Raw genomic sequence first — 25,456 nt, 5'->3', positions numbered from 1 at the left:
CCCCCCCCCCCCCCCCCCCCCCCCCCCCCTGGGAGCCGGTGATCGGCCTCGAGGTCCACGTCCAGCTCGCGACCCGGACCAAGGCGTTCGCGCCGGTCGCGGTCGCGTACGGCGCGCCGCCCAACTCGCTGACCGATCCGATCGTGCTGGGCCTGCCGGGTGCGCTGCCGACGTTCAACGCCGCCGCGCTGGCGGCCGCGGTCCGGCTGGGCCTCGCGACCGGCTCGACGGTGCGCACCCACTCGCGGTTCTCGCGCAAGCACTACTTCTACCCGGACCTGCCCAAGGGCTATCAGATCTCGCAGCACGACGAGCCGCTGTGCGCCCACGGCCACGTCGACGTCTGGCACGAGGGCGTCCGCCACCAGATCGCGCTCGAGCGGATCCACCTCGAGGAGGACGCCGGCAAGCTCAACCACGACGGCGCCACGTCGCGGGTCGATCTCAACCGCGCCGGCGTGCCGCTGGTCGAGGTCGTGACCGCGCCGGTGCTGCCGTCGGCCGAGCTGGCGTTCGCGTACATGAAGGCGCTGCACCGGCTGGTCCGCTACCTGGGCGTGTGCGAGGGCGATCTCGAGAAGGGGCACCTGCGCTGCGACGCGAACGTGTCGGTGCGCCGCCGCGGCGACGCCGCGCTCGGCACCCGGGTCGAGCTGAAGAACATCAACTCGTTCCGGTTCGTGCGCGCGGCGATCGAGCACGAGATCGCGCGCCAGATCCGCGTCCTCGACGGCGGCGGCCGGGTCGAGCGCGAGACCCGGCTGTGGGACGGCGTCGCCGGCATGTCGCAGTCGATGCGCGGCAAGGAGGAGGTCGCCGACTACCGCTACCTGCCCGATCCCGATCTGCCGCCGCTGGCGCTCGACGCCGCCGAGCTCGTGGCCGCGCGCGCGGCCCTGCCCGAGCTGCCGGCCGATCGGCTGGCGCGGTACCTGGCCGACTACCAGCTCGCGTTCGACGACGCCGACCTCTTGACCAGCGAGGTCGCGCTGGCCGACTACCTCGACCGCGCGATCGCCGCGTGCGGGCCCGGCCACGCCCGCGCGCTGGCGGCGTGGATCGTCAACGAGCTGCTGCGCGAGCTGGCCGGCCGACCGATCACCGCGTGCGCGGTGGCGCCGGCGGCGCTGGCCGAGCTGATCGTCGCGATCGACGACGGCACGATCAGCGGCAAGCTCGGCAAGGACGTGTTCGCGAAGATGATCGCGACCGGCGACGGCGCCCGCGCGATCATCGCGCGCGAGGGGCTGCGGCAGCTGTCGGACCCGGCCGAGGTGCGCGCGCTGGCCGAGGCGATCGTCGCCGCCAACCCGCGCCAGGCGGCGCAGTACCGCGCCGGCAAGGACACGCTGCTCGGGTTCTTCGTCGGTCAGCTGATGAAGGCCACCGGCGGCCGCGTCAACCCGCAGCTGGCCTCGGACACGCTCAAGGCGCTGCTCGCGGGCTGACCGGGCCCCCGAGGCTTTGCCACGGGTCGTGATTGACACCGCTCGACGGTCGAGCGGTAATGGCCAGAGTTTTCGGGTAGCGCGCCTCGCCTCCGCGTCGGCCTGCCCGCTGGGAGAGCACCGTGAAGAAGTGTACGAGCTGCGCGAAGGATCTGCCCGACGCCGCGATGCATTGCGTCTTCTGCGGTGCCAAGCAGGCCGCCGTCGCGCCGCCCGCGGGCGCCAACGCCAAGACCGTGATGGGCTGGCAGGCGTCCGATCTGATGAAGGACATGGCCGCGAGCGGCGCGCAGCCCGCGCCCGGCGTCGCGATGCCGCCGCCCGCCGCGCCGCCCGCGCCCGCGCCGATCGGCAACATGCAGACCCTGGCCGCCCCGCCGCCGAGCCAGGCGCCGAGGCAGCCGAGCCAGCCGCCGATGGGGGTCGCGCAGACCCTGGCCGCCCCGCCGCCGGGCGGGCCTGCCGCCGGCGGTGCCGCCGCCGCCAAGACGATGTTCGCGCAGGCGCCGCAGAACCCCGGCGCCGCCGCGTTCCCGCCGGCCGCGACCATGCCCGCGCCGTCGGCGTACGGCGGGCCCAACCCCGGCGCCGCCGCGTTCCCCGCCGCGATGACGATGCCGGCGCCGTCGGCGTACGGCGGCCCGGGCGGCCCGAGCCCGGCGCCCTCGCAAGCCGCCAGCGCCGCGACCATGTTCGCGGCGCCCGCGCCGTCGATCCCCGGCCAGGGTCCCTTGCCGGGCGCGGGCATGCCGCCCGGCGGCGGCTTCCAGCCCCCGAACCAGGGTGGCTTCCAGCAGGGCCCCCCGAACCAGGGCGGCTTCCAGCCCCCGAACCAGGGTGGCTTCCAGCAGGGCCCCCCGAACCAGGGCGGCTTCCAGCAGGGTCCCGCCGGCTACCAGCCACCCGGCCCCGGCGGGTTCCCGCCGCCCGGCGGCGGCTACGGTGCGCCTGGCGGGTTCGCGCCGCAGGGTGGTCCGCTGCCCGGCGCCGGGATGCCGCCGCCGGCCTACGCGCCGCCGCCGATGCAGCAGCCGATGCCCCCGATGCAGCCGATGTCCCCGCCGTACCTGGCGTCGCGGACCGCGGCCCGCGCCGGGGCGCCCCGGGATCCGTACGCCGACGGGCTCCGCCTGGTGCTGATCGTCTTCGGCGCGCTGCTCGTCGCCGCGTTCGTCGCGCCGCTGAGCCTCGGTGACAAGACCGTGTTCCGCTGGGATGTCCTGTCGGGCAACGGCAGCGGGGTCGCCAAGTTCGATCAGGTGTACCTGGCCGCCGCCGGCGTCCTCGCCCTGGTGTTCGGGATGGTCTCCCTCGCGAACGTGCCGCGTGGCCTGCTGGCGGCGGTCCTCGGCCTGACCCCGATCGCGCTGCACTTCGTGCTCGGGATGAAGGACGCGCCCAAGTTCCGCTGGCAGGAGATCGCGCAGTTCGTCGGGCTGATCACGCTGGTGCCCGGCCTCCTGCTGCGGCAGGAGTACCGCTCGCAGATGCTGCCGCGCCTCCTCACCACCATCGGCGCGCTGTGCGTGCTGTTGCCGCTGCTGATCCCCGAGGGCGGCGGCGATCCGAAGATCAAGATGATCATCGACGGCATCAGCAAGGCGTCCGGCAAGGGCAAGGTGCTGGCGCTGCTCCAGCTCTACCCGGTGGTGCTGGCGGCGCTCGCGCTCCTGTGCTGGCTGCCGGCGCCGTCGAGCGGCGCCGCCAAGGTGCTCGCGTGGATGTTCATCGTGTCGGGCGTGGTCGCCACCTACGTCACGCTGCTGGTCATGGGCCACATCGGCGCCGTCGTGAAGCGCGACTTCAGCAGCATGCTGTTCGGCGGCTGGATCGTGGCGGCCTGGATCGGCTTCATCGGGTACGGGCTGGCGACGGTGCTGGGCAAGAATCTCGAGCACTCGTGAACCGGGACGAGACGATCGGCGCGACCGTCAACGGTCGGCCGATCGAGGCCATCGTGATGTCGCCGCCGAGCTACGCGCGGCCGCGGCCGCCGGCCGTGGTGTTCGGCGCGATCCACGGCGACGAGCCGGCCACGCGGCTCCAGGCCGAGCGCCTGATCGAGGAGCTGCTCGACCGCCCGCCCGGACGCGAGACCTGGATCATCCCGGTGGTCAACGTCGACGGGCTCCTGACCGGGACCAAGAACAACGCGCGCGACGTCGATCTCAACCGCAACTTCGCCGCCACGAGCTGGGTCGCGACCCACCCCGGCGGCTACAGCCCGGGCCCGCACCCCGAGAGTGAGCCCGAGACCCAGGCGCTGGCCGCGCTGATCGCCCGCACCGGCGCCGAGCGGCTGATCGCCCTGCACGCGACCTACCGGGTCATGAACTGGGACGGCCGCGGGCAGGCCCTGGCCGAGGAGATGGGGCGCCTGGCCGGGTACCCGGCCGCCGCGCACATCGGCTACCCGACCCCTGGCTCGTTCGGCGCCCGGTACGGCCACGACCTCCAGCTCGAGGTGGTGACGGTCGAGGTGCCGTACCTGGACGCCGACGAGCGGGCCTGGACCGACACCCGGACGGCGCTGCGCTGGGCGGTCGACCTCCCGACCTGACCTCACGATCGGCTGACACCCGGAAGCTCGCGCGGGCGCACCCGGACCTCACGATCGGCTGACACCCGGAAGCTCGCGCGGGCGCACCCGGACCTCACGATCGGCTGACACCCGGAAGCTCGCCCGGGCGCAGACCTCACGATCGGCTGACACCCGGAAGCTCGCGCGGGCGCACCCGGACCTCACGATCGGCTGACACCCGGAAGCTCGCGCGGCTCGCGCAAGCGCACCTCACGATCGGCTGACACCGGGAAGCTCCGGACACCCGCACCTCACGATCGGCTGACACCCGGAAGCTCCGGACACCCGGACCTCACGATCGGCTGACCCCCGGAAGCTCGGCACCCGGACCTCACGATCGGCTGACACCCGAAAGCTCGCGCGAGCGCATCCGGACCTCACGATCGGCTGACACCCGGAAGCTCGAACACCCGGAAGCTCGCGCGGGGCCCAGGACCTCACGATCGGCTGACACCCGGAAGCGCGCCGCTGGGTCGACTCCTATATTACTTTCAGCCGGATAGCCCCAGAGACACGAGCGCATCGCCCGCGTTACAGCTTGACGGCAAAACCGCTTCGATTGTCGTTGCGGTCGATGCGCCGAGTTGTCACACTCGCGACCGTGAAGCCGACAGTCGTCGCATGGGACCGGATCGATGACATCGGTCTGGTCCGCCAGATCGAAGCGGTCGCCGCCCGGCGCGGCCTCGCTTTCGGCTGGATCGACGCCACCGGGGGCAGCCTCCTGCCCCACCACCAGCACGACGACGGCTGCGACGGCCGCGGCTGCGCCGGCTCGGTCCGGACCGCGCTCCGCGACAACGTCGATCCGTGGATGGTGGTCAGCCCGCACCCGCTGATGCGCGAGATCGCCGCCCCGGTGACCATCGGCAGCGCGGTCGTCGGCGCCCTGCTGGTCGGCGGCTACGCCGAGGGCGCGCTGTCCGACGGCGAGATCGGGCTCCTGGGGGAGCTCCTGGCCGAGGCCGCCCGCGAGGTCGCCGGCGCCGCCACGATCACGGTGATCGACCGGGCCACGCCCATGGTCCCGCGCACCGAGCTGGGCGGCATCATCGGCAGCGCGCCGTCGATGCAGGCGCTGTACGAGACCCTGACCCGGGTCGCGCGCTCGGACTCGACCGTGCTGATCCAGGGCGAGAACGGCACCGGCAAGGAGCTGGTCGCCCGCGCGATCCACCAGGGCTCGCCCCGGATCGATCGCCCGTTCGTCGTCACCAACTGCTCCGCGTTCAACGACAACCTGCTCGACTCCGAGCTGTTCGGGCACAAGCGCGGCGCGTTCACCGGCGCGGTGTCCGACAAGCCGGGCCTGTTCGAGATCGCCGACACCGGCACGTTCTTCCTCGACGAGATCGGCGACATGTCGCCGACCCTGCAGGTCAAGGTGCTGCGGGTCCTGCAGGAGGGCACGTTCAACCGGGTCGGGGACACCGACACCCGCAAGGTCGACGTGCGCATCATCGCCGCGACCAACCGCGACCTCGCGGCGATGGTCGCGGCGGGCCTGTTCCGCGAGGACCTGTACTACCGCATCCACGTGATCAACCTGACCCTGCCGCCGCTGCGCGACCGGGTCGAGGACATCCCGGTCCTGGCGTCCTACTTCCTCGGTCGGCAGCGCCACGGCAGCACCGACAAGGAGCTGACCGCCGCGTGCCTGGGCCGGATGCTGACGTACCCGTGGCCGGGCAACGTCCGCGAGCTCGAGAACGAGATCGAGCGGCTGGTCGTCCTGTCGGGCGACGACGGGCGCATCGAGGAAGATCTGCTGTCCTCGCGCATCCGCCACCACCACGTCGAGCCGGTCGTCGAGCTCACGCTCGATCCGGGCTCGCTGCCGGCCGCGGTCGAGAGCCTCGAGCGCCGGATGATCGTCGAAGCGCTGCGCCGCCACCGCGGCAACAAGACCCGCGCGTCGGCCGACCTCAAGGTGTCGCGCCGCAACCTGATCCGCCTGGTCCAGAAGTACGGCCTCGACGACGCGCGCACCCCGTCCCGCCCCGCGGCGTCTGCGCTCGGATCACCCGGCGGCGCGGTCGCCCGCGCCCCCCGGGGCGGGTGGGGGCGTTGGGCGGTGGGGTCGTGTGCGTTCTGCCACTTCTCGCTGCGGTCGGGTTGTATAGCACTTAGCTGTCTTTCTTCTCGTCGTCCAGCGTTCGCCAGACAGCGCCGTGGAGTGCGCGGCGTTCCGACTTCGGTGAGGACGACCCTCGCTGGCATAACCCTTCACGCTGACCCCGCGGGGCGGGCCGTCGTCGGCCGGCTATACTGGGCGCGGCCATGCGCCTGTCCCACAAGCTCGCGCTCGCGCTGACCTGCGCGATCCTCACGGTCCTGGCCGTGAACGCGCTGATCCGCGTCCAGCGCGAGATCGGGCTGTTCGACGACGACATGCGCAAGGACAGCCACCTGCTGGGCCGCGCGGTCGCCGGCGCCGCCGGCCGGATCTGGCGACGGGTCGGCGAGGCCGAGGCGATCGACGTGGTCAAGGACGCCAACGAGCGCGAGGCCCACGTGCAGATCCGCTGGGTCTCGCTCGACGCGCCGGCCGGTCACCCCCACGCCGCGAGCGTGCCGGTGCCGCCGCTGGTCGGCCCCGATCGGGTCGGGGTCGTGACCGCGCGCCCGGCCGGCGCCGCCGACGACGTGCTCTACACCTTCGTCGCGGTCGAGGGCCCCGGCGCCGAGCGCGTCGCGATCGAGCTGGGCGAGTCGCTCGAGGCCGAGCACGCGTACGTGCGCGCGACGGTCCGCCAGGCGCTGGCCGCGACCGGGATCCTGGTGCTGGTGTGCGCCGCGCTGATCGTCGGGCTCGGGACCCTCCTGGTCGGACGCCCGGTGCGGCAGCTGGTCCTGCACGCGCGCCGGATCGGCCAGGGCGATCTGACCAGCCGGCTGAGGCTGCGCCAGCGCGACGAGATCGGCGAGCTCGGCGCCGAGATGAACGCGATGAGCGAGCAGCTGGTCGAGGCCCGGGCCGAGCTCGAGCGCGCGAGCGACGCCCGGCTCGCGGCGATCGAGCAGCTCCGCCACGCCGACCGCCTGGCCACGGTCGGCAAGCTCTCGGCCGGCATCGCCCACGAGATCGGCACCCCGCTCAACGTGATCACCGGGTACGCCGAGCTGGTGGCCGAGCTCCACCCGGAGCCGGATCCGGCCCACGAGGCGGCGACGACCATCTCGGCCCAGGCCCACCGGGTCGCCGCGATCGTCCGGCAGCTCCTCGACTTCGCCCGGCCGCGGCCACCGGTGACCGCCGCGCTCGAGCTGGGCGAGGTCGCGCAGCAGGCCGCGACCTTCCTCGAGCCGCTCGCGCGCAAGCGGGCGATCGCGCTCGAGCTCGCCCCCGCCGCCGACGGGGTGGTCGGCAAGGTCGACGGTGGCCAGCTGCAGCAGGTGCTCACCAACCTCGTCGTCAACGCGATCCACGCCAGCCCCGACGGCGCGACCATCACGATCGCGACCGAGCGCCGGGCCGCGACGCCGCCCTCGGACCACGGCGGCCCGCCCGGGCCCTACGCGTGCGTGCGGGTCCGCGATCGCGGCGCCGGCGTCGCGCCCGAGCTGCTCGGGCGGATCTTCGAGCCGTTCTTCACCACCAAGGACGTGGGCGAGGGCACCGGGCTCGGGCTGTCGGTGGCGTACGGCATCGTCAAGGAGCACGGCGGCTGGATCACCGTCGAGGCCACGCCCGGCGGCGGCACGACCTTCACGATCTACCTGCCGCTGGCCGAGGCGCCGTGAGCCGGATCCTGGTCGTCGACGACGATCTCGCGATGTGCGCGATGCTGCGCGTCCACCTCGAGCGCCGCGGGTTCGCGGTCACGACCTGCGGCGTCGCCACCGAGGCGTTCGCGATCCTGCGCCGGGACGACTTCGACGTGGTCGTCACCGATCTCAACATGCGCGAGATGAGCGGCCTCGAGCTGTGTCAGCAGATCGTGGCCGACCGACCCGACATCCCGGTGCTGGTGATCACCGCGTTCGGCAGCCTCGACGCGGCGATCGGCGCGATCCGGGCCGGGGGCTATGACTTCATCCCCAAGCCGTTCGAGATCGAGGTGCTCGTGGTCGCGCTCAACCGCGCGATCGAGCACCGGACGCTGCGCGCCGAGGTCACCCGGCTGCGCCAGGCCGTGGCCGGGGCCCAGCGCGTCGACGAGCTCCTCGGTGACAGCGCCGCGATGCGCCGGGTCTTCGACGTGATCGAGCGCGTCCGCGACTCGGACGCGACCGTGTTGATCACCGGCGAGAGCGGCACCGGCAAGGAGCTGGTGGCGCGGGCGCTGCACCGCCGCAGCCGCCGCGCCGGGGGTCCGTTCGTCGCGATCAACTGCGCGGCCCTGCCCGAGGGCCTGCTCGAGAGCGAGCTGTTCGGCCACGTCCGCGGCGCGTTCACCGACGCCCACGCGACCCGGCTCGGGCTGTTCGCCCAGGCCGACGGCGGCACGCTGTTCCTCGACGAGATCGGCGAGCTGCCGCCGGGGACCCAGGCCAAGCTGCTGCGCGCGCTCCAGGAGCGCACGGTCCGGCCGCTCGGCGGCGAGGGTGAGGTCGCGTTCGACGCCCGGCTGGTCGCGGCCACCAACCTCGATCTCGAGGCCGCGGTCCGGGACCGGCGCTTCCGCGAGGATCTGTTCTACCGCCTCAACGTCGTCAACCTCGAGCTGCCGCCGCTGCGGACCCGGGACAACGACGTCCTGCTCCTGGCCCAGCACTTCCTCGGACAGGCCAGCGCCACCAGCGGCAAGCGCGTGACCGGGCTGTCGCCCGCGGCCGCCCGGCGCCTGGTCAGCTACCCGTGGCCCGGCAACGTCCGCGAGCTGCAGAACTGCATCGAGCGCGCGGTCGCGATGGCCCAGTACGACCAGCTCGCCCTCGAGGATCTGCCGCCGCGCGTCCGCGAGCACCAGCGGGCCCAGGTGGTGCTCGCGAGCGACGACCCGACCGAGCTGGCGCCGCTCGAGGCGGTCGAGCGCCAGCACATCCTGCGCGTGCTGGCGGCGGTCGGCGGCAACAAGAAGGACGCGGCCAGGATCCTCGGGGTCGATCGCACGACGCTCTACCGCAAGCTCGACCGCTACGGCGAGCCGGCCGAGCCCAAGCCCCGCTGACCTTCGCGCGGCGAGCGGCATTCTGCGACGAGTTGCAGATTGCATCACGGCGACGTCGGCAACTGCGCGCGATCGTTGCGCGCGTGTCGGCACGTCGGTTGCTCTGGTGCAGGAGCATGCAGCACCACCTGAGTCTGACGGAGCCCGGCTCGCCCGCCTACCGGCGCGCGGTCAGCCAGCGCACCCGCCACGTCGTCGTCGCCGAGGACGACGCGATCTTCCGTCGGCTGATCGCGGTGACGCTGCGGCGCGACGGCTTCTCGGTGAGCGAGGCCCGCGATGGCCGTGAGCTGGTCAACCACATGGCGTCGCTGGCCCAGCGCCGCGGCCCCGCGGTCGATCTGATCATCAGCGACATCCGCATGCCCGTGATGACGGGCCTCGACGCCCTGGCCGGGCTGCGCGGCGCCGACTGGGTCACGCCGGTCATCCTGATCACCGCGTTCGGCGACGACGAGGCCCGGCTCGAGGCCAAGCGGCTCGGCGCCGACGCGCTGTTCGCCAAGCCGTTCGAGCTCAACGACCTGCGCACGATGGCGCTCCACCTCGCCGGCCCGTAGCTGCGGCGCACCCTGCTTCGTCTGGCATCGCTCACGCGCCGGCCCGCGACGCCCGCGCACCCTGCTCCGTCAGGCATCGCTCACGCGCCGGCCCGTCGCGGCGGCGCACCCAGCTCCGTCAGGCATCGCTCACGCGCCGGGCCGCGACGCCCGCGCACCCGCCACTGTCACGCAGTCCCTCACGCACCCACGAGGCACCATGAACTCCATCTTCTCGGTCACCGCGATCGCCGCCGCGCTCCTGCTCACCCCGGCCTGCCACAAGGCGACGTCGGGCCCGTCCGGCCAGACCTCGGTCGCGCCCCGGCCCACCGCCAGCCGCGGGGTCGCGCCCACGCCGCGCGCCACGGAGGTCCTCAGCGGTGACCTCCGCACCGCCGCGCTGCTGCTGCAGCGGATCCACTTCGCGTACGACAGCGACGAGCTGCGGCCGGAGTCCCGCGACGCGCTGGCCCAGGCCGGCGCGTTCCTGGCCAAGCACCCGACGATCCAGATCTACGTCGACGGCCACACCGACGAGCGTGGCACCACCGAGTACAACATCGCGCTGGGCGAGCGCCGCTCGCAGATCGTCATCGCCTACCTGGCGCGGCTCGGCGTCGGCGCCGACCAGCTGACCCCGGTGTCGTTCGGCGAGGAGCACCCGCTGCGCCAGGGCGCCAGCGCCGACGCCCTCGCCAGCAACCGCCGCGTCGAGTTCCGGCTGATGCGCGGCGACGTCCAGCTCGTGCTCGAGGACGGGCCGCGCTACGCCGACGACGGCACGCCGATCGCGATCGCGACGCCGCGCCCGGGAGCCACGGCGCCATGACCGCGGCGTCCGCCGAGGTGTTCGTGGCCGAGGACGACCCGCACATGCGCGGCCTGCTCGAGCTCGCGGTCCGCCGCGCCGGGCACGCCGTGGTCGCGTGCGACGGCGGCACCGAGCTGCTCGAGCGCCTGCGCCAGGCCCACGACCGCGGGCAGCCGCCGGCGCTCGTGGTCTCCGACAACCGCATGCCCGGCCGCGCGGGCATCGAGGTGGTCGAGATCGTCCGCGGCTGGGGCCTCGGGATCCCGTTCGCCCTCGTGACCGGGTTCCTCGATGACACGCTCCGACGTCAGGCCGCGCAGTGGCGGGTCGGGGCGCTGATGCGCAAGCCGGTCTCGCTGGGGGACCTCACCTTCATGATCACCCAGCTCGCGGGCCGGGGCCCCGGGCGCGCGCGCAGCGGCCTCTCGATCGCCCGCTGCGCCATGTGCGGCGACCCGATGACCGCGGGCACCTGCGGCGACTGCGAGCCGACCGATCGCCTGGTCCTGCGGTTCGACCCCGACGATCCGTACGCCGAGGTCGGCGGCAGCGACTGACCACGCGACCGCCGAAGGATCACCGCATCGGCGCCCGCGGTGGTGCGCCGCCGCGACGGACCAGCGCCGCCGAAGAATCACCGCATCGGCGCCCGCGGTGATGCGCCGCCGCGACTGACGAGCGACCGCCGAAGAATCACCGCATCGACGCCCGCGGTGGTGAGGCTCCGGCGATCTAGCCGTGCCTGCCACGCGCTGGTGGCACCGCGTGTGCGGTCGCGCACGCGGCATGCGTAGTGCTTTGCCCACCGGCGATGGCGACGCACGACGATCGATGGTGGCGCGGGCGGTTCGGCGCGTGGCTCGGGTTCGCGGCGATCGCGCTCGTCGCCGGCGTGCTGCACCACCTCGGGCTGGTGACGCTGGTCGCGTGGACGCCGCTGCCGTTCGACGACGACCTGGTGCCGTGGGTGCTGGCGGCGCTGGTCGCGGGCCACGGCGCGATCTCGCTGACGCCGACGCGGCACCGCACGCTGGCCCTCCTGGTGGTGTCGCTGGGCGCGTGGCTGATCGTCTGTCCACAGTTCGTCGTCCTCGGCGCGGCCTGGGCGGTGGCCTACCGCGCGCTCCTGTGGTCGCGCCTGCGCCCGGCGCTGACGGTGCTGTTCCCGATCGCGACGCTGATCGGGGTGGTGGCGCTCGCCGACGCCGCCCACGCGCCGAGCCGGGTCGCGGCCTACCCGTGGCTGTGGGTGATGGCGTACTCGTTCGCGCTCGGCTGGTTCCTGCGCGCGCTGGTGGTGTGGCACGAGGCGCGGATCGGCGGGGCCCGCCCGACGGTGGTGGACGTGTTGACCTACTTCTTCCTGGCGCCGTTCGCGCTGATCCCGCCGTACATGCTGGCGCTGCCCAAGCTGGCGCTCGTGCGCGACGGCGTGCGCGCGCCCGATCCGGCGGTGCAGCGCTCGGGCGTGCGCTGGATCGGCTACGGCCTCGCGGTCCAGGTGACGCTGGCGCTGGCCGCCGCCGGCGGCGTCGATCCGCGGCTGCTGCTGATCGACGCGCTGCGGGTCGGGGCCTGGCCCCAGGTCGTCCCGCTCCTGGTCGTGGTCTACCCGATCCGCGCGGTGTTCGAGTCGTGCGGCGCCGGCGCGCTGGTGCTGGGGCTGGTGCGCTGCTTCGGCGTGCCGATGGCGCCGGCGTTCGACCGCCCGCTGCTGGCGCGCGGCATCGCCGACTGGTGGCGCCGCTACAACCTGCACTTCCGCCAGCTCCTGATCGATCTGTTCTGGACGCCGACGGCGATGCGCCTGCGCCGCCACCCGATCGCCGCGAGCTACGTCGGCTGCGCGGTCGTGTTCCTGGTCGGGAGCGCGCCGCTGCACTGGCCCAAGCAGGCGGCGCTGCACGGCTCACCGTGGACGTTCCCGTGGAGCACGCTGACCGAGAGCGTGGTCATGACCGCGCTGGTCGGCACCGCGCTCGTGCTCGAGCGCCGCCGCGGGCGCCGGCGGGCCGCGCCGGGGCTGGCGCGTCGGTGGGCGCAGCGGGCCGGGACCTGGGCGCTGGTGTGCGCGGCGATCCTCGGCGTCGGGTACCAGGTCGACTACCGCGTGCGCCTGGCGCCGTTCGAGCGAGCCCAGGCCCGGGCCCTGGCCGTGCGCACGCCCGAGGAGGCGGCGGCGCTCCTGCCTGACCTCGAGAGCGCCCTCGACGAGCGCCCGCTCGATCCGGTCCGCCGCGCGACCTTGGCGCGGGTGCTGGCCGCGGCCGGCCGCCCCGACGCGGCCTTGCGCCAGCTGGCGATCGCCGCCGCCTTCGTCACCCATCCCACGATCGCCGACGCGCGCCTGGTGAAGCGCGCCGGCGTGCTCGATCCGCTCACCGCCCGGAGGATCTTCCCATGACCGATCTCGATCTCGGCGCCCGCGTGCGCTCCCACGTCCACGACCTCGGCGGCCCGCCGGTGGTCACCGACGACCTCGACCTGTTCGCGACCGGCGCGCTCGAGTCGATGCAGCTGCTCGAGCTGATCAACCGGCTCGAGGACGACTTCGCGATCCGCATCGACGAGCGCGACGTCCAGACCGGGCGCCTGCGCTCGGTCGCGACGATCGCCGCGCTGATCAGCGAGCGCCGAGGGCGCGCGTGACCGCCGCGGCGCGCTGGATCGACGTGCCGCGGCTGGCCGGCGCCAGCGCCCGCGAGGCCCAGGGCCTCGACGGCGACCTGGCGTTCGCGCACCCGGCCATCGTCGGCGTCGACCAGATCGATCGCGCGCGCGGTCGGGTCGCCGTGCGGCTGGCGCCGACGCCGGTCGACGACGCCGACGTCGCGCGCCAGGTCGCGGCGGCGGTGACCGCGTCGCTGGCGTCGTTCCGCCTGGTGGCGACGACCGAGGCGGCGTGGCAGCGGACCGCGCCGGTCGACGACGCCGCGCTGGCGGCGTTCGTGGCCGCGAACGTGCTCACGCTCGGGCCCGGCCAGTACGCGCTGCGCGGCCCCGCGGCCCAGCTCCGGGCCGCGCTCGATCGACGCCTGGCGGCGCTCGCGGCCGAGGTCGGCGCCGAGCCCTGGCACCTGCCCAGCATCGAGTCGACCAGCGATCTGCTGCGCCTGACCGGCTACTTCTCGAGCCACCCGCAGCACGTGACCTGGGGCTTCCACCTGCCGCCGCGGTTCGAGGACCTGAAGGCGTTCGCGCGCGCCGCCCGGGCCGAGGCCCTGGCCGCGCCCGCGGCCGACCGCGCCCAGCCGACCGGCTTCATCCTCGAGCCGTTCGTCTGTCACAACGTCTACCGGGCGCTGCGCGGCGCCCGGGTCGGCGCCGGCCAGGCCGTCACCGCGCTCGGCAACTGCTACCGCTTCGAGGGCCACCGCTTCGCGCCGCTCGAGCGGCAGTGGGAGTTCTCGATGCGCGAGGCGGTGCTCCTGGGCGGGCGCGACTACGTCGTCGCGACGCGCGCCCGCCTGATCGAGCTGACCCAGGCGCTGGTCGACGAGCTCGACCTCGACGCGACCCTCGAGGTCGCGACCGATCCGTTCTTCGCGGCCGAGGCGGCGTCCCTGCGCACGTTCCAGGCGATGCGCTCGACCAAGCTCGAGCTGCGCCTCGCGATCGGCGGCGGCGCGCGCGTGGCCGCGGCGTCGTTCAACCTGCACGGCGGCGTGTTCGCGACGCCGATGGACATCCGCGGCGACGCCGACGCGACCGAGACCGCGTGCGTCGGCTGGGGCCTCGAGCGCTGGATGGCGGCGGTGGTCGCGCGCTGGGGCGGCACCCCCAGCGCGTGGCCGGCGGGGCTGCGGTGAGCCGGCCGCGGCGCGATCGTCAGCGCGGGCGCCAACCGACGCGCGCGGACGTCATCGGGGCGACCGCCCCGACGAGCCGCGCCGGCTCCCACGGCAGCGGCACGGTCGGGTCCTTGATCTCGCTCGCGCGGACGACGTGGCTGGCGCGGATCAGGTTGCGCTCGACCAGCAGGACCCGGAAGCCCTGGAAGGTCGGCCGCGGCTTCTCCCCGCGCTCCACTTGCTGGGTGTGCTCGAGCGGACCGAGCGCCGCGGTCTGGACGAACAGCGGCCGGTGGTCGTGCCACCAGTCGGCGAGGTCGGCGCCGCGGCTGACGACGGTGTTCAGGGTCTCGGCGTAGCCCGGCACGGTGACCTCGCGGAATGGCTCGAACCCGGGCTCGCGCACCGTGACCGGCGCGCCGACCGCCTCGACCGCGCCGACCTGGACCCGGACCTCGGCCCGCTCGGAGATCATCCCGGCGCGGTGCCGGGCCGGGTAGTACGCTGCCGGGTTCTCGGTGTAGTAGTCGTGGAAGAAGCGATGGCCGCCGGCGGGGTCGCGGCCGAGGCCGCGCTCGGCGTTGTGGTGGACGTGGCCCTCGAGGACGAGATCGATCGCGCGCCCGCCGGCGCCCAGGCACAGCTCGAGCAGGCGATCGCCCTGCCCCAGGCTGACGTTGGCGTCGAGCAACGGATCGCGCGAGCCGCGCTTGAAGAAGTCCTCGCCGAGCGTGAACCAGCTCGCGAGCCTGCGGTCGAGCGCCTCGAGGGCGAGGCGCTCGGTCGGCTGCATGCCCGGCGTGTGCGCGTACCCGAAGGCGCGGATCTCGTCGCGGCTGGTCTGCGCGTGCTCGGTCTCGCGGAAGTAGTGCGCGTACTCGTGGTCCTCGATGTCGAACAGCGGCGCGTGGATGCCCAGCACGACCAAGCTCTGGTCGGTGGCCTCCGCGACCGCGCGCTCGACGACGGCGACGTCGGCGGCCTCGAGCCCGACCGAGGGCGGACCGTTGCCGAGGAACGCCCGCTGGGCCTTGGTGCCGCCGCCGAGGTACTTGATCCAGAACACGTCCCAGACCCCGGTCGTGATGCCCGCGTCCCAGCGGCTGTCGAGCATCGCGAGCCGGTGCGCCCCGGCGCGCACCAGGTAGTTCCCGTCCCGGTTGATCTGCCGGAAGTAGTAGGCGGTGCGAGCCTGCATCGCCGGATCGACGGCGACGAAGCGGGCCGCCGCCGCGGGCGCGAGGTGCTTCCAGCCGTGGACCCACGCAACCGGTGCGGCGCCTGCGGTCGCCGACGCCACGGGGTAGTCGACGCCCCAGAGCTGGTGGGCCTCGGCGTTGGCGATGTTGAAGGGCCGGTAGTTCTCGAGCGCTGCCGCTTCGTAGCCCAAGATCGAGACCGCGAAGGCGAGGTCGTAGGGGTGCTTGCGGTAGTCGTGGTTGCCGAGGCCGGTGAAGATCGGCACCTGCAGCTCCTCGACCCGCGCGGCGCCGCGCGGGTACGGCGAGCGTCCCAGCACCAGGTCCTCGAGCAGGCCGAAGTTGCCGGGGCCGGCCTCGGCGTCGCCGGGCTCGAACAGGTAGTCGACCAGATCGCCGGTCGCCCACACCACGTCGAGCGTGCCGGCGGCGTGCAGCCGGTTGGCGGCGCGCACGAAGTCACGCAGGTTGTCGTTGAAGTTGTTGTACGCCGACAGCGCGACGCCCCTGGCCGCGAACCAGTCGGGGATCTGATCGTTGCGGCGCGCGACGTGGAAGTCGGTCGCGTGGGCGAGGCCGAACTGGACCCAGTCGGCCTTGGCGTAGAGCGCGTGCGCCGCGATCGTGACCAGCCCTCCGTCGGCGCGCCGCAGGCACAGATCGTAGAGCGTGCGGTCGCGCAGCCCGGCGACCGGGCGACCGTGGACCCGGTGACCGTCGACCACCGTGACCGCGAGCGCGATCTCGGCCCGCGCCGCGGTCACCTCGCGCAGCACCAGCTGACCGTCGAAGCAACCCGCCAGGTCCGGGCGTGGCCCGACGTCGTCGAGCGTGCCCGCGTCGTAGAGCGGCACGTCGACCGCCGTCGGATCGAGCGCGACCAGCGCCGGCTGCCCGAGCATCGGGCCGACGTAGCGCAGCGCCAGCGGCGCCGCGCCGCCCCGGTCGAGCAGGCTGCCGCGCTGGTAATGCTGGACGCGACCGCCGGCGCCGACCGCGATCGGGCTGATCGAGTAGCCGAGCTCGCCGGTCTCGCCGCCGCGCGCGCGCCAGGCCGAATAGAGCGCGCCGAAGATCGGGTCGGCGTGCTCGCGCCAGAAGATCGCGCCGAACTCGAACCTGCTGGCGCGGTGCAGGCCATCGTCGGTGGTCACCTCGTCGGTGAGCGGGAACCCGAAGCACCGCTCCCCGGTGGTCGGGTGCGGACCGGGGCCACCGAGCGCCAGGTAGCGCTCGAGGATCCCGCCGTGGACCTCATGCGCGGCCGCGCCCATGACCGGGTGCCAATAGACGTCGGCCCCGGCGAAGGGCCGCACTTGACCGCCGAAGCCAGCGTCAGCCTCGGGCGCCATCGCCGCGCCCACGTCGAACCCTGACGCCGCGAGCGCCCGGACCTTGTCGTCGATCTTCGTCATCTCTCTCGCCTCCGCGCGTGCATGCGCGGGCCGCCCTGCTGCAGTCGGCGTGCCTCGCCACCGGCGTCGCAAGCCCGCGATCGGACGAGCGGTGTCACCGGGGGGCGGGCGCGCGCACGGTGTGCCAGCGGCGGTGACGTCACCGCCGCGGCCCGTGGCCCCGGCCGCCGGCCGGCTCGGGTACGATGCCGGGATGGGCGAGCCGCGGGCCGAGACGGTGACGCTGCGGCGGGGCGAGGACGAGCGCGTGACCGCCGAGCGAGCCCAGCTGGTGGTGCTGCTCGCCGCCGATCAGCCCCTGGCGCCGTCGTCGCGACACCTGCTCGACGACGTCGATCAGGTGCTGCTCGGGCGCGGCAAGCGACGCGAGGTCGAGCGACGCACCAGCGGCGGCCGGCGTCGGCTCGAGCTGCGACTCGCCGATCCGGCGGCGTCGGAGCAGCACGCACGGGTGACCCGGGTCCACGGCCGCTGGGTCGTCGAGGATCACGGCGCGAAGAACGGCACGCTGGTCAACGGCCGGGTGATCACCCGCGCGAGGCTGGACGACGGCGACGTGCTCGAGATCGGTGGCACGATGGTGGTGTTCCGCGACGGCGCCGTGCCGGTGGCGGGCGCCGACGACCTGCGGGTGGACGAGCTGGCGGTGACGCTGCCGGGCCTGGCGACCTTCAGCGGCGACCTGGCGACCCAGCTGGCCGCCGCGGCGACCGCCGCCACGGCCGGGGTCGCGGTGCTCGTGCGCGGCGATACTGGCACCGGCAAGGAGCTGGTGGCCCGCGCGATCCACGCGACCTCGACGCGGCGCGGTCCGTTCGTCGCGGTCAACTGCGGCGCGCTGCCGGCGAATCTGGTCGAGGCCGAGTTGTTCGGGCACCGGCGCGGGGCGTTCTCGGGCGCGGTCGAGGATCGCCCCGGCCACGTGCGCGCGGCCGACAAGGGCACGCTGTTGCTCGACGAGATCGGTGACCTGCCGGGGCCGGCCCAGGCGGCGCTCTTGCGGGTGCTGCAGGAGCGCGAGGTCGTGCCGGTCGGCGACTCGCTGCCGATCAAGGTCAACGTGCGGATCATCGCCGCCACCCACGTCGACCTCGCGCAGCGCGTGGTCGACGGCGGCTTCCGTCGTGATCTGCTCGCGCGCCTGGCCGGCCTCGAGCTGATGTTGCCGACGCTGGCCGAGCGCCGCGAGGATCTAGGCCTGCTGATCGGCGCGATCCTGACGCGGGCCGGCGCGACCGGGGCCCAGCTCACGGTGGCCGCGGCCCGCGCGCTGGTCCACCACGACTGGCCCGACAACGTGCGCGAGCTCGAGATGGCGCTCACGACCTCGCTGGCCCTGGCGGCCGGCGGCACGATCGATCTATCGCACCTGCCGCGGGCGGTGCGCGCGGCCACGCCGGCGTGCACGGACGCCGTCCGCACCGACGCACCGCTGTCGGAGGCCGACGTCGCGCTGCGGGCCCAGCTCGCGGCGCTCTTGGCCGAGCACGGCGGCAACATCAGCGCGGTCGCGCGCACGGCCGGCAAGGCCCGGTGGCAGATCCACCGCTGGCTCCGTCGCCTCGGGCTCGACTCGGAGGACTTCCGGCGGTGACCGCCGCGTCGACCCTGACCGCCGGCGATCAGCTCGGGCGCTACCGGCTGTCCCGTCGCCTGGGCGCCGGCGGCATGGGCGAGGTGTGGGCCGCCGATGATCCCGAGCTCGGCCGGGTGGTGGCGATCAAGGTGCTGCGCGAGGGTCTCGGCGAGGGCGCGCGGCTGCGGCGCGAGGCGCGCGTCATGGCCCAGCTGGTGCACGCGAACGTCGTCCCCATCCACGACGTCGGCGAGCACGACGGCCGGGTCTACGTCGCGATGGCGCTGTGGGGCGGCGGCGACCTGCGCGCCTGGATGACCCCACGCCGGCCCTGGCCCGAGGTCGTGTCCACGTTCGTCGCGGCCGGGCGCGGCCTCGCCGCCGCCCACGCCGCCGGCCTGGTCCATCGCGACTTCAAGCCCGACAACGTGCTGGTGGACGGCGACCGCGTGGCGGTCACCGACTTCGGCATCGCCACCGCCGGTGAAGCCACCCGCCCCGACGCCGCCGCCACCCGCGCCGACGCCGTCACCCAGCCGATCACGGTCGACGCCGACCCGCGCGCACGCCCGGGCGTGGCGATGACCGCGGCCGGTGAACTGATCGGGACGCCGGCGTACATGGCGCCGGAGCTGCACCTCGGTCGGCGTGGCGGGCCGGCCGCGGACCAGTTCGCGTTCTGCGTCGCCCTGTGGGAGGCGCTGTACGGCAAGCGGCCGTTCGGCGACGTCGTCGACGCCACCGCGGCCACGGTCACGAGCGATGATCTCGACCCGGCCGCGGCGGTCGCGCTGGCGATCATCGATGACCGGCGGACGCCGGCCCCACCCGGCGTGCCGGTGCCCGGGTGGCTCCGGCGCACGCTGGCGCGCGGCCTCGACCCGGATCCGGACCGACGGTTCCCGTCGATGGTGGCGCTGGTCGCGGCGCTCGAGCACGGCCTGGGCCGGCGCCGACGGATCGCCGCCGCGGGCGGCGCCGCGACCGTGGTCGCGACGCTCGTCGCGGTCGCGATGTGGCCCCGCGCCGAGCAGGGTCCGCGCTGCGACGGGCGCGATCAACTCGCCGGCGCCTGGGATCGCCGGCGCGCCACCGACGTCACCGCCGCGTTGGTCGCCAGCGGCCGCCCGCACGCGCCGGCCACCGCCACCCACGTGGTCGCGCTGCTCGATGCCTACGCGGGCCGCTGGGCGACGATGCGCGACGAGGCCTGCCACGCGGCGCGGCTCGAGGGACGGCAGTCGGCCGAGCTGCTCGATCTGCGCAACGCGTGCCTCGACCGGCGCCGCGCCGACCTGGCGGCGGTCGTCGCCGCGCTCGCGGACCGGCCCGACGGCGAGGTCGTCGACGGCGCGATCGACGCAGTGGCCGACCTCGACGACCTCGCGGCCTGCGCGGACCCGGTCGCGTTGCGCGCGGCGGTGCCGTGGCCGACCGCTCCGGCGGTGCGCGCCCAACTCGACACGGTGCGCGCCCAGCTCAGCGCGGCCCGGGCCCAGATCCGGATCGGTCGGCCCCGCGATGCCCGGCCGATCGCCGCAGCCGCGGTCGCCGCGGCTGCCGCCACCAAGTTCGGCCCGGCCTGGGCCGAGGCGCTGGCGGTGGCGGGCGAGATCGCGCTCGACCTCGACGACCCCAGCACCGCGCGCGCCGAGCTGACCGAGGCCGTGCGCCGGGCCGGTGAGGCCAAGGACGATCGGCTGGCCGCGAGCGCCAGCCTGCTCCTGTACTACCTGGTCGGCGCCTCGCTCGGTCACGTCGACGAGGCCACGGCGATGGAGCCGCTGGTCGAGTCGCTGGTCGAGCGCGCTGGTGACCCCGCCGATCGGGTCAACTACCTGCGCCATCGGGCCGGCCTGCGCATGACCGCCGGCGATCTGCCGCGCGCGCGCGCGGGCTTCGAAGCGGCGCTGGCCGCGGCCGAGGCCATGGGCTCAGCCACCGCGACGATCGATCTGCTTGGCGACCTCGCCAGCGTCGCGCTGCTCGAGGGTCGCAACCGTGACGCCGAGGCGTCGTCGGCCCGGGCGCGCGCGGTGATCGTGGCGACCTACGGCGCCGATCATCCGACCGCCGCCGCCAACCTGCACGCCACGGCGCGTGCGCTGGTGCGGCGGGGCCAGGCCGCGGCGGCGGTGCCGCTGCTCGAGGAGGCGCTGGCGATCCGCCGGCGGGCGCTGGGCGACGATCACCACACCGTCACCGACACCCTGCAGACCCTCGGCAACGCCGCACGCGCGCAGGGCGATCGCCCGAAAGCGCTGGCCGTGTTCCGCGAGCTGCTGGCGCGCACCGAGCGTCGCGGCGACCGACCGGCGCGAGCCACCGCGCTCGAGGCCATCGGCCTGACCGAGAGCGAGCAAGGCGACTGGCCCGCGGCCCGCGGCCATCTCGAGGGCGCGCTCGCGCTCCGGGCCGAGCTCGGATCGATCGACACGACGGCCTACGCCAGCGCCGAGTACAACCTCGCCGACGGCCTGGCTGGCCATGGCGCGTGCGCCGAGGCGCAGCCGCGGCTGAGCCACGTCGAGCAGGTGTTCACGGGCTCGACGCGCGCCTACCCGCGCTTGACGCGCGCGACCTGCGCCCTCGCCACCGGCGACCTCGCCGCCGCTGCCGCCCACGCCACCGCGGTCGAGTCGCTGTGCGCCGGCGAGTGCCCACCCGTGTTGATCGCCGTCGCCCACGCGATCTCGGCCCAGGCTCAGTGGCTGCGCGGCGATCGTCGCGCCGGCGCCCGCGCGGTGGGGGCCGCGCGGGCCGCGCTGGCCGCGTTGCCCGACGCGGCACCGCAGCTGGCCGAGCTCGACGCGTGGATCGCGACCCATCACGTCCGGTGATCCAAGGCCCTCACGGTCGGAGCGCCGGCCGCCGGCCTCAGCCGGCCGTGCCCGACGTGCACAGCGCGACGAGCTGGTCACACGCGGCGCCCCAGCCGTGGTGGAAGCCCATGGCCTCGTGCTTCTTGCGGCTGGCGAGGTCGGCGTGGAGCACGGTCGCGGTGTAGCGGGTGCCGGCGCCGTGGGGCTCGATCGTGACGGTCGCGGTCATGAACGACGTGCCCGAGGGACGAAAGCCGGGCCCGAGCGCGTCGGTGAAGACCAGCCGGTAGCCGGGGCCGACCTCGAGGTAGCAGCCGTCGTTGGGCACGTCCTCGCCGGCCGGGCCGCGCATGCGCGTGAAGAAGCGCCCGCCGGGGCGCAGATCGATCGAGCACTCGGACACCGTCCACGGCGCCGGGCAGAACCACTGCTTGAGCAGATCGGGGTCGGTCCAGGCGGCCCAGACCTGGGTCGGCGGCACGTCGACGATGCGTTCGAACACGAGGTCGCGGGCGGGATCGATCGAGGGGGTGGCGACGGTCATCGTGACTTCTCCTTCTGGGCGAGCAGGAAGCGATCGAGCTGATCGAGGCGGCGGTCCCACAGGGCCCGCTGCTCGGCGAGCCAGGTCTCGGCGGCGCGCAGGCGCTGGGGCACCAGCTCGACGGTGCGGACCCGACCGGCCTTGCGCGAGCGCACGACACCGCAGCGCTCCAGCACCCGCAGGTGCTGGGTGAACGACGGCAACGCCATCGCGAACGGCGCCGCGAGCTCGGTGACCGACGCCGGCCCACCGGCCAGGCGCGCGATGACCTGGCGGCGGGTCGGATCGGCCAGCGCGCGGAACACGCCGTCGATCGCGGGAGCGGTGGCGACCATCGCGAGACCCTACCGGGACGATTCACTTAGGTCAACGCCTAAGTATAAAGATCGCCCGAGCGCGGCGCGCGATCGCCGGTGAAGCTCAGCGCCTGGGACGTCTCCGGTCGAGCACCGGTCGACGCGCCGGGAGTCTCGCGTCGTGGGAGGTCGTGGGAGGGGGCCCTCTCGGGGCTTGCCCGCGATGGGGGAGGGCCTGGCGACAGGCCCGCTGAAGTTCAGCGCGGCTCGTCGACGAGGCACGGCGCGGTCGCCACGCACACCGGCCGGCTGTCGCGGGCCCGCACGTGCTCATCGGCGGCGCACCGGGGCGCCTTGTGCACGTCGACGATGACGCCGTCGCGATCGCCGGGGCACGTCGGCGTCTGCCTCACCGACACCCGGGGGATCGCGGTCGGCGGACCGCAGCCGGGCCCGGTGAGCCCGACGGCCTCGTCCCCGACCTCGAGCTGCGCCTCGAACCGAAAGTCGTCGTCGAGCCACAACCGCTCGGGCTCGGCCGGCGCCACCGCCACGCGCTCGATCGCGAGGAGCTCGAAGCCTGAGCCGCGATCGAACCAGCGGTCGACCTCGCTCACCTCACCGGTGAAGCACGCCTCCTGGCAGCCGTCGGTGCCGGGCTCGCACCGCGTGACCGCGTCGGCCGCCGCGGCGGCGTACTCGGCGAGCGCGTCGGCGCGCGCGACCCGCAGGTGGACGACGTCGCCGATCGTCAGCGTCGGCGCGTCGGCCCACGGGCACCGCCCGGCGAGGCCGGTCGCGACCTCGGCGTGCACGACCAGCGCGCCGCCCAGGCGCGGGAAGATCAGGTCGGCGCGCACCAGCAGCTCGTACTCGTCCCAGGACTGCTCGGCCAGCCACGGCCCGGCGTCGAGGCACCCGCCGTCGCCGCACAGCCGCGCGCGGGCCTCGTCCTCGGTCGCGGGCGGCGCGGCGGCGCCGTCGCCGCGCAGCGCCTGCCAGGCCTGACGCCAGCCGTCGTAGCTGACGCCCGCACCGGGCGCGCGCGCGACGCGGGCCGCGCACACCGCCGCGGCCACCGGCGCCTCGGTCGGTGGTGGCGCCGAGGCCGCGCGCGCGCACCCGAGCGTCAACGACAACATCACCCCAGCGCGGTGCACCCGCCCAGTGTCGCGCGGGCCGACGCCGAGCACAACTCGCGCGCCCTCACCGCCGCTCACGACTTCCGCGCCGACGCGAAACCCGCGATGCTCGACCCATGCCCGCGCTCCCCGCCGCGTTCGCGTCCCTGGTCGCCGCTGCGGCCCTGCCCCTCGACGACTTCGCCGCGCAGGCGCTGCACGATCTCCCGCGCCCGGGCCTGCTGGCGGTGGTCCGTCAGGCCGCCGAGCTGCTCGGCGATGGGGTCGGCGCGCTGCTGCTCGAGCTGGGCGTCGCGCGCGCCGCGATCCGCGCGCCGATGACCGTCGCCGACCTGCGCGCGCCGGCGCTGGCCCAGGTGCGCGCGGGCCGCAAGGTGGTCGACCGCGCCGATCGCGATCGCGCGCGGGTGCAGCTGGTGCAGCGGGCGCTCCAGGCCGTGGCCGCGCGCGTCGCCGACGCGCCGGCGGAGCTGCGGTTGACGTCGTGGGGCAGCGACGGCGCGTTCGGCGCGGAGGCCGCCACCGCCGTGGCGGCGCTCCAGCGCTGGCGGGGCCTGCCGGTCACCGGCGGGTTCGGGCGCGCCGAGCTGACCGCGATCGAGACGCTGCTCGCCGGGCTGCCGGTGCCCGATCTCTGGAGCGCCGATCATCCGATCACCGCGCTGGGCAAGGGCGCGCGCCGGATCGCCACGATCGCCCGCGCGATCTGCGCCGCGACGTCGGCCGCGCCGTTCGCGACCCGGGTCGACGGCGTACGCTACACCGCCCACGCGCAGCAGTTCGGCGTCGCGCCGACGCCGGGCACGCTGCGGCTGCCGGGCGGCGTCGGCTACCACCTCGCGGGCGCGGGCTACTGGAAGTGCAACGTCTTCGGCGGCGCGGTGATCGCGCTGGCCGACCTGCCGGTGCCGACGTTCCAGGCCGGGACCTATCGGCACTTCCCACGCGCCGAGCGATTCGGCGAGGCGCTGGCGCGCAAGACCGGCTGGCAGCTGGTGAGCCACCTCGATCACCGCGACCCGGCGGATCCCCAGCGCGCGCTCGCCAGCGCCGCCAACGATCGCGCGATCGCGCGCCTGCTGGGCCTGGTCCGCCCCGGCGACCTCATGTTCGTCGACCACCCCGGCCCGCCTGGCGACGACGGGGGCCACACCCGCGTCTGCACCCGAGCCGCCCGCACCAGCGACACCGACCGCGCGCCCATGTTCGCGCAGGCCCGGCACGATCAGGCGCGCGAGGAGCGCGACGGGCTCGCCGAGCTGGCCGGCGGCCGCGAGACCCAGTTCTGGCTGCTGCGCACCCGGCTGTAGCTACCGCATCAATCCGCCCCCCCCGGCGCGGTTCCTGCAATACTGGGGGCTGATGATCGACGAAGACGCACCCGTTGCCGATCTGGTGCTCGCCCACAGCGGCACCGCGACCGTGCTCGATCGACGCCACATCGACTACTGCTGCGAGGGGCACCGGCCGCTGGGCCAGGTGATCACCGAGCGCAAGCTCGACCGCGAGGCCCTGCTGGCCGAGCTGACCGCCGCGATGAGCGAGGCCGACCCCGACGCCGATCCGCGCACCGCGTCGACCTCCGCGCTGATCAGCCGCGCGCTGGCGCGCCAGCACCGCCACCTGCGCGCGCTGCTGGCGCTGATGCAGCACCAGGCGCGATCGCTCGCGGCCGTGGCCGGGCCGCAGCAGGCGGCGGTGCGGGCCCTCTCCCACGGGATCGAGGCGCTCGCCGAGCAGATGCTGCCGCACCTCGACCGCGAGGAGGACGAGCTGTTCCCCGCGATGCTCGCCAACGCGATGACGCCGGAGCTCCGCGCCAAGCTGGGCGGCATGTTCGACGAGCACCGCGAGTTCACGCTGATGTTCCACCGTCTGCGGGCGATGACCCACGAGTACCAGGCGCCGACCGGCAGCAGCGACGAGGTGACCGAGCTGTACGTCGCGGTCCACGAGCTCGAGACCCTGGTCGCGCGCCACCACCACGTCGAGAACCACGTGCTCTTGCCGCGGTTCCGGTAGCGCCTGGGCCCCACGTCGGGAGATCTCCAAGGCGCTAGCGCGCACAGGTTCGCGCAGGACCTGCGCGCGGCGCCGCGGAGTCTGCGCCACATTCGCGAAAACCGCTGGCGGGCCGCGGTGGCGCTGGCATCGCGGTTGCTGTGTCCACGCTCG

At 74.6% G+C, this 25,456-nt stretch carries 20 protein-coding genes; 16 read left to right on the top strand and 4 right to left on the bottom strand.

Annotated features, from left to right (window positions below; genetic code table 11):
- Window positions 1-38: 38 nt before the first annotated feature.
- The 12 genes from gatB to IPL61_30675 all read left to right on the top strand — a co-directional run bounded on the left by gatB (window position 39) and on the right by IPL61_30675 (window position 14,305).
- A complete protein-coding gene (gene gatB / locus IPL61_30730) occupies window positions 39-1,448 on the top strand; it encodes an Asp-tRNA(Asn)/Glu-tRNA(Gln) amidotransferase subunit GatB (protein MBK9035585.1) in 1,410 nt (469 codons plus the stop codon).
- 122 nt (window positions 1,449-1,570) lie between these two features.
- The gene (locus tag IPL61_30725) at window positions 1,571-3,352 is read left to right on the top strand and encodes a hypothetical protein (protein ID MBK9035584.1); all 1,782 of its coding nucleotides are present in this window, start codon (window positions 1,571-1,573) and stop codon (window positions 3,350-3,352) included.
- Entirely contained in the window at window positions 3,349-4,008 is a 660-nt protein-coding gene (locus IPL61_30720) for a succinylglutamate desuccinylase/aspartoacylase family protein (GenBank protein ID MBK9035583.1), read from the top strand. The genes IPL61_30725 and IPL61_30720 overlap by 4 nt, the downstream gene beginning before the upstream one ends.
- 622 nt (window positions 4,009-4,630) lie before the next feature.
- Window positions 4,631-6,343, top strand: a complete 1,713-nt coding sequence (locus IPL61_30715) for a sigma 54-interacting transcriptional regulator (GenBank protein ID MBK9035582.1) — start codon at window positions 4,631-4,633, stop codon at window positions 6,341-6,343.
- Window positions 6,310-7,773 carry a HAMP domain-containing protein gene (locus IPL61_30710; protein MBK9035581.1) on the top strand — a complete coding sequence of 488 codons (1,464 nt, stop codon included), beginning with the start codon at window positions 6,310-6,312 and terminating at the stop codon, window positions 7,771-7,773. Before IPL61_30715 ends, IPL61_30710 begins: the two co-directional genes overlap by 34 nt.
- 32 nt (window positions 7,774-7,805) lie before the next feature.
- The gene (locus IPL61_30705) at window positions 7,806-9,143 is read left to right on the top strand and encodes a sigma-54-dependent Fis family transcriptional regulator (protein MBK9035580.1); all 1,338 of its coding nucleotides are present in this window, start codon (window positions 7,806-7,808) and stop codon (window positions 9,141-9,143) included.
- A 116-nt stretch (window positions 9,144-9,259) separates the two neighbouring features.
- Window positions 9,260-9,703, top strand: a complete 444-nt coding sequence (locus IPL61_30700) for a response regulator (protein ID MBK9035579.1) — start codon at window positions 9,260-9,262, stop codon at window positions 9,701-9,703.
- 199 nt (window positions 9,704-9,902) lie between these two features.
- Window positions 9,903-10,514 (top strand): OmpA family protein, encoded by a 612-nt coding sequence (locus IPL61_30695; GenBank protein ID MBK9035578.1) that lies wholly within the window; start codon window positions 9,903-9,905, stop codon window positions 10,512-10,514.
- On the top strand, window positions 10,511-11,053 hold the full coding sequence (locus tag IPL61_30690; protein ID MBK9035577.1) for a response regulator: 543 nt from the start codon (window positions 10,511-10,513) through the stop codon (window positions 11,051-11,053). The genes IPL61_30695 and IPL61_30690 overlap by 4 nt, the downstream gene beginning before the upstream one ends.
- 254 nt (window positions 11,054-11,307) lie before the next feature.
- Window positions 11,308-12,900 (top strand): hypothetical protein, encoded by a 1,593-nt coding sequence (locus IPL61_30685; protein MBK9035576.1) that lies wholly within the window; start codon window positions 11,308-11,310, stop codon window positions 12,898-12,900.
- On the top strand, window positions 12,897-13,145 hold the full coding sequence (locus IPL61_30680; protein ID MBK9035575.1) for an acyl carrier protein: 249 nt from the start codon (window positions 12,897-12,899) through the stop codon (window positions 13,143-13,145). Before IPL61_30685 ends, IPL61_30680 begins: the two co-directional genes overlap by 4 nt.
- Window positions 13,142-14,305 (top strand): hypothetical protein, encoded by a 1,164-nt coding sequence (locus tag IPL61_30675; protein MBK9035574.1) that lies wholly within the window; start codon window positions 13,142-13,144, stop codon window positions 14,303-14,305. The genes IPL61_30680 and IPL61_30675 overlap by 4 nt, the downstream gene beginning before the upstream one ends.
- A gap of 19 nt (window positions 14,306-14,324) precedes the next feature.
- On the opposite strand, the gene IPL61_30670 is transcribed toward IPL61_30675, so the two are convergent.
- The gene (locus tag IPL61_30670; protein ID MBK9035573.1) at window positions 14,325-16,901 is read right to left on the bottom strand and encodes a hypothetical protein; all 2,577 of its coding nucleotides are present in this window, start codon (window positions 16,899-16,901) and stop codon (window positions 14,325-14,327) included.
- 193 nt (window positions 16,902-17,094) lie between these two features.
- Between IPL61_30670 and IPL61_30665 the strand changes: the two genes are divergently transcribed.
- Together IPL61_30665 and IPL61_30660 are read left to right on the top strand one after the other, a co-directional pair.
- Window positions 17,095-18,495 (top strand): sigma 54-interacting transcriptional regulator, encoded by a 1,401-nt coding sequence (locus tag IPL61_30665; GenBank protein ID MBK9035572.1) that lies wholly within the window; start codon window positions 17,095-17,097, stop codon window positions 18,493-18,495.
- Window positions 18,492-21,317 (top strand): serine/threonine protein kinase, encoded by a 2,826-nt coding sequence (locus tag IPL61_30660; protein MBK9035571.1) that lies wholly within the window; start codon window positions 18,492-18,494, stop codon window positions 21,315-21,317. Before IPL61_30665 ends, IPL61_30660 begins: the two co-directional genes overlap by 4 nt.
- 37 nt (window positions 21,318-21,354) lie before the next feature.
- On the opposite strand, the gene IPL61_30655 is transcribed toward IPL61_30660, so the two are convergent.
- From IPL61_30655 to IPL61_30645, 3 genes are all read right to left on the bottom strand, one after another.
- Window positions 21,355-21,843 (bottom strand): SRPBCC family protein, encoded by a 489-nt coding sequence (locus IPL61_30655; GenBank protein MBK9035570.1) that lies wholly within the window; start codon window positions 21,841-21,843, stop codon window positions 21,355-21,357.
- Window positions 21,840-22,178: a helix-turn-helix transcriptional regulator gene (locus IPL61_30650; GenBank protein MBK9035569.1), complete on the bottom strand. Its 339-nt coding sequence runs from the start codon at window positions 22,176-22,178 to the stop codon at window positions 21,840-21,842. The genes IPL61_30655 and IPL61_30650 overlap by 4 nt, the downstream gene beginning before the upstream one ends.
- A gap of 218 nt (window positions 22,179-22,396) precedes the next feature.
- The gene (locus tag IPL61_30645; GenBank protein MBK9035568.1) at window positions 22,397-23,299 is read right to left on the bottom strand and encodes a hypothetical protein; all 903 of its coding nucleotides are present in this window, start codon (window positions 23,297-23,299) and stop codon (window positions 22,397-22,399) included.
- 98 nt (window positions 23,300-23,397) lie between these two features.
- On the opposite strand from IPL61_30645, the gene IPL61_30640 reads away from it, so the two are divergent.
- Together IPL61_30640 and IPL61_30635 are read left to right on the top strand one after the other, a co-directional pair.
- Window positions 23,398-24,591, top strand: a complete 1,194-nt coding sequence (locus tag IPL61_30640) for a peptidoglycan-binding protein (GenBank protein MBK9035567.1) — start codon at window positions 23,398-23,400, stop codon at window positions 24,589-24,591.
- Window positions 24,592-24,643: 52 nt separating this feature from the next.
- Entirely contained in the window at window positions 24,644-25,303 is a 660-nt protein-coding gene (locus tag IPL61_30635) for a DUF542 domain-containing protein (protein MBK9035566.1), read from the top strand.
- The last annotated feature ends 153 nt before the right edge of the window (window positions 25,304-25,456 follow it).

The sequence above is a fragment of the Myxococcales bacterium genome, from assembly GCA_016717005.1.
Taxonomy (GTDB): Bacteria; Myxococcota_A; Polyangia; order Haliangiales; family Haliangiaceae; genus UBA2376.
The sequence above is the reverse complement of the archived record's forward strand: the minus strand, read 5'-3'. Positions and strand labels throughout refer to the sequence as shown.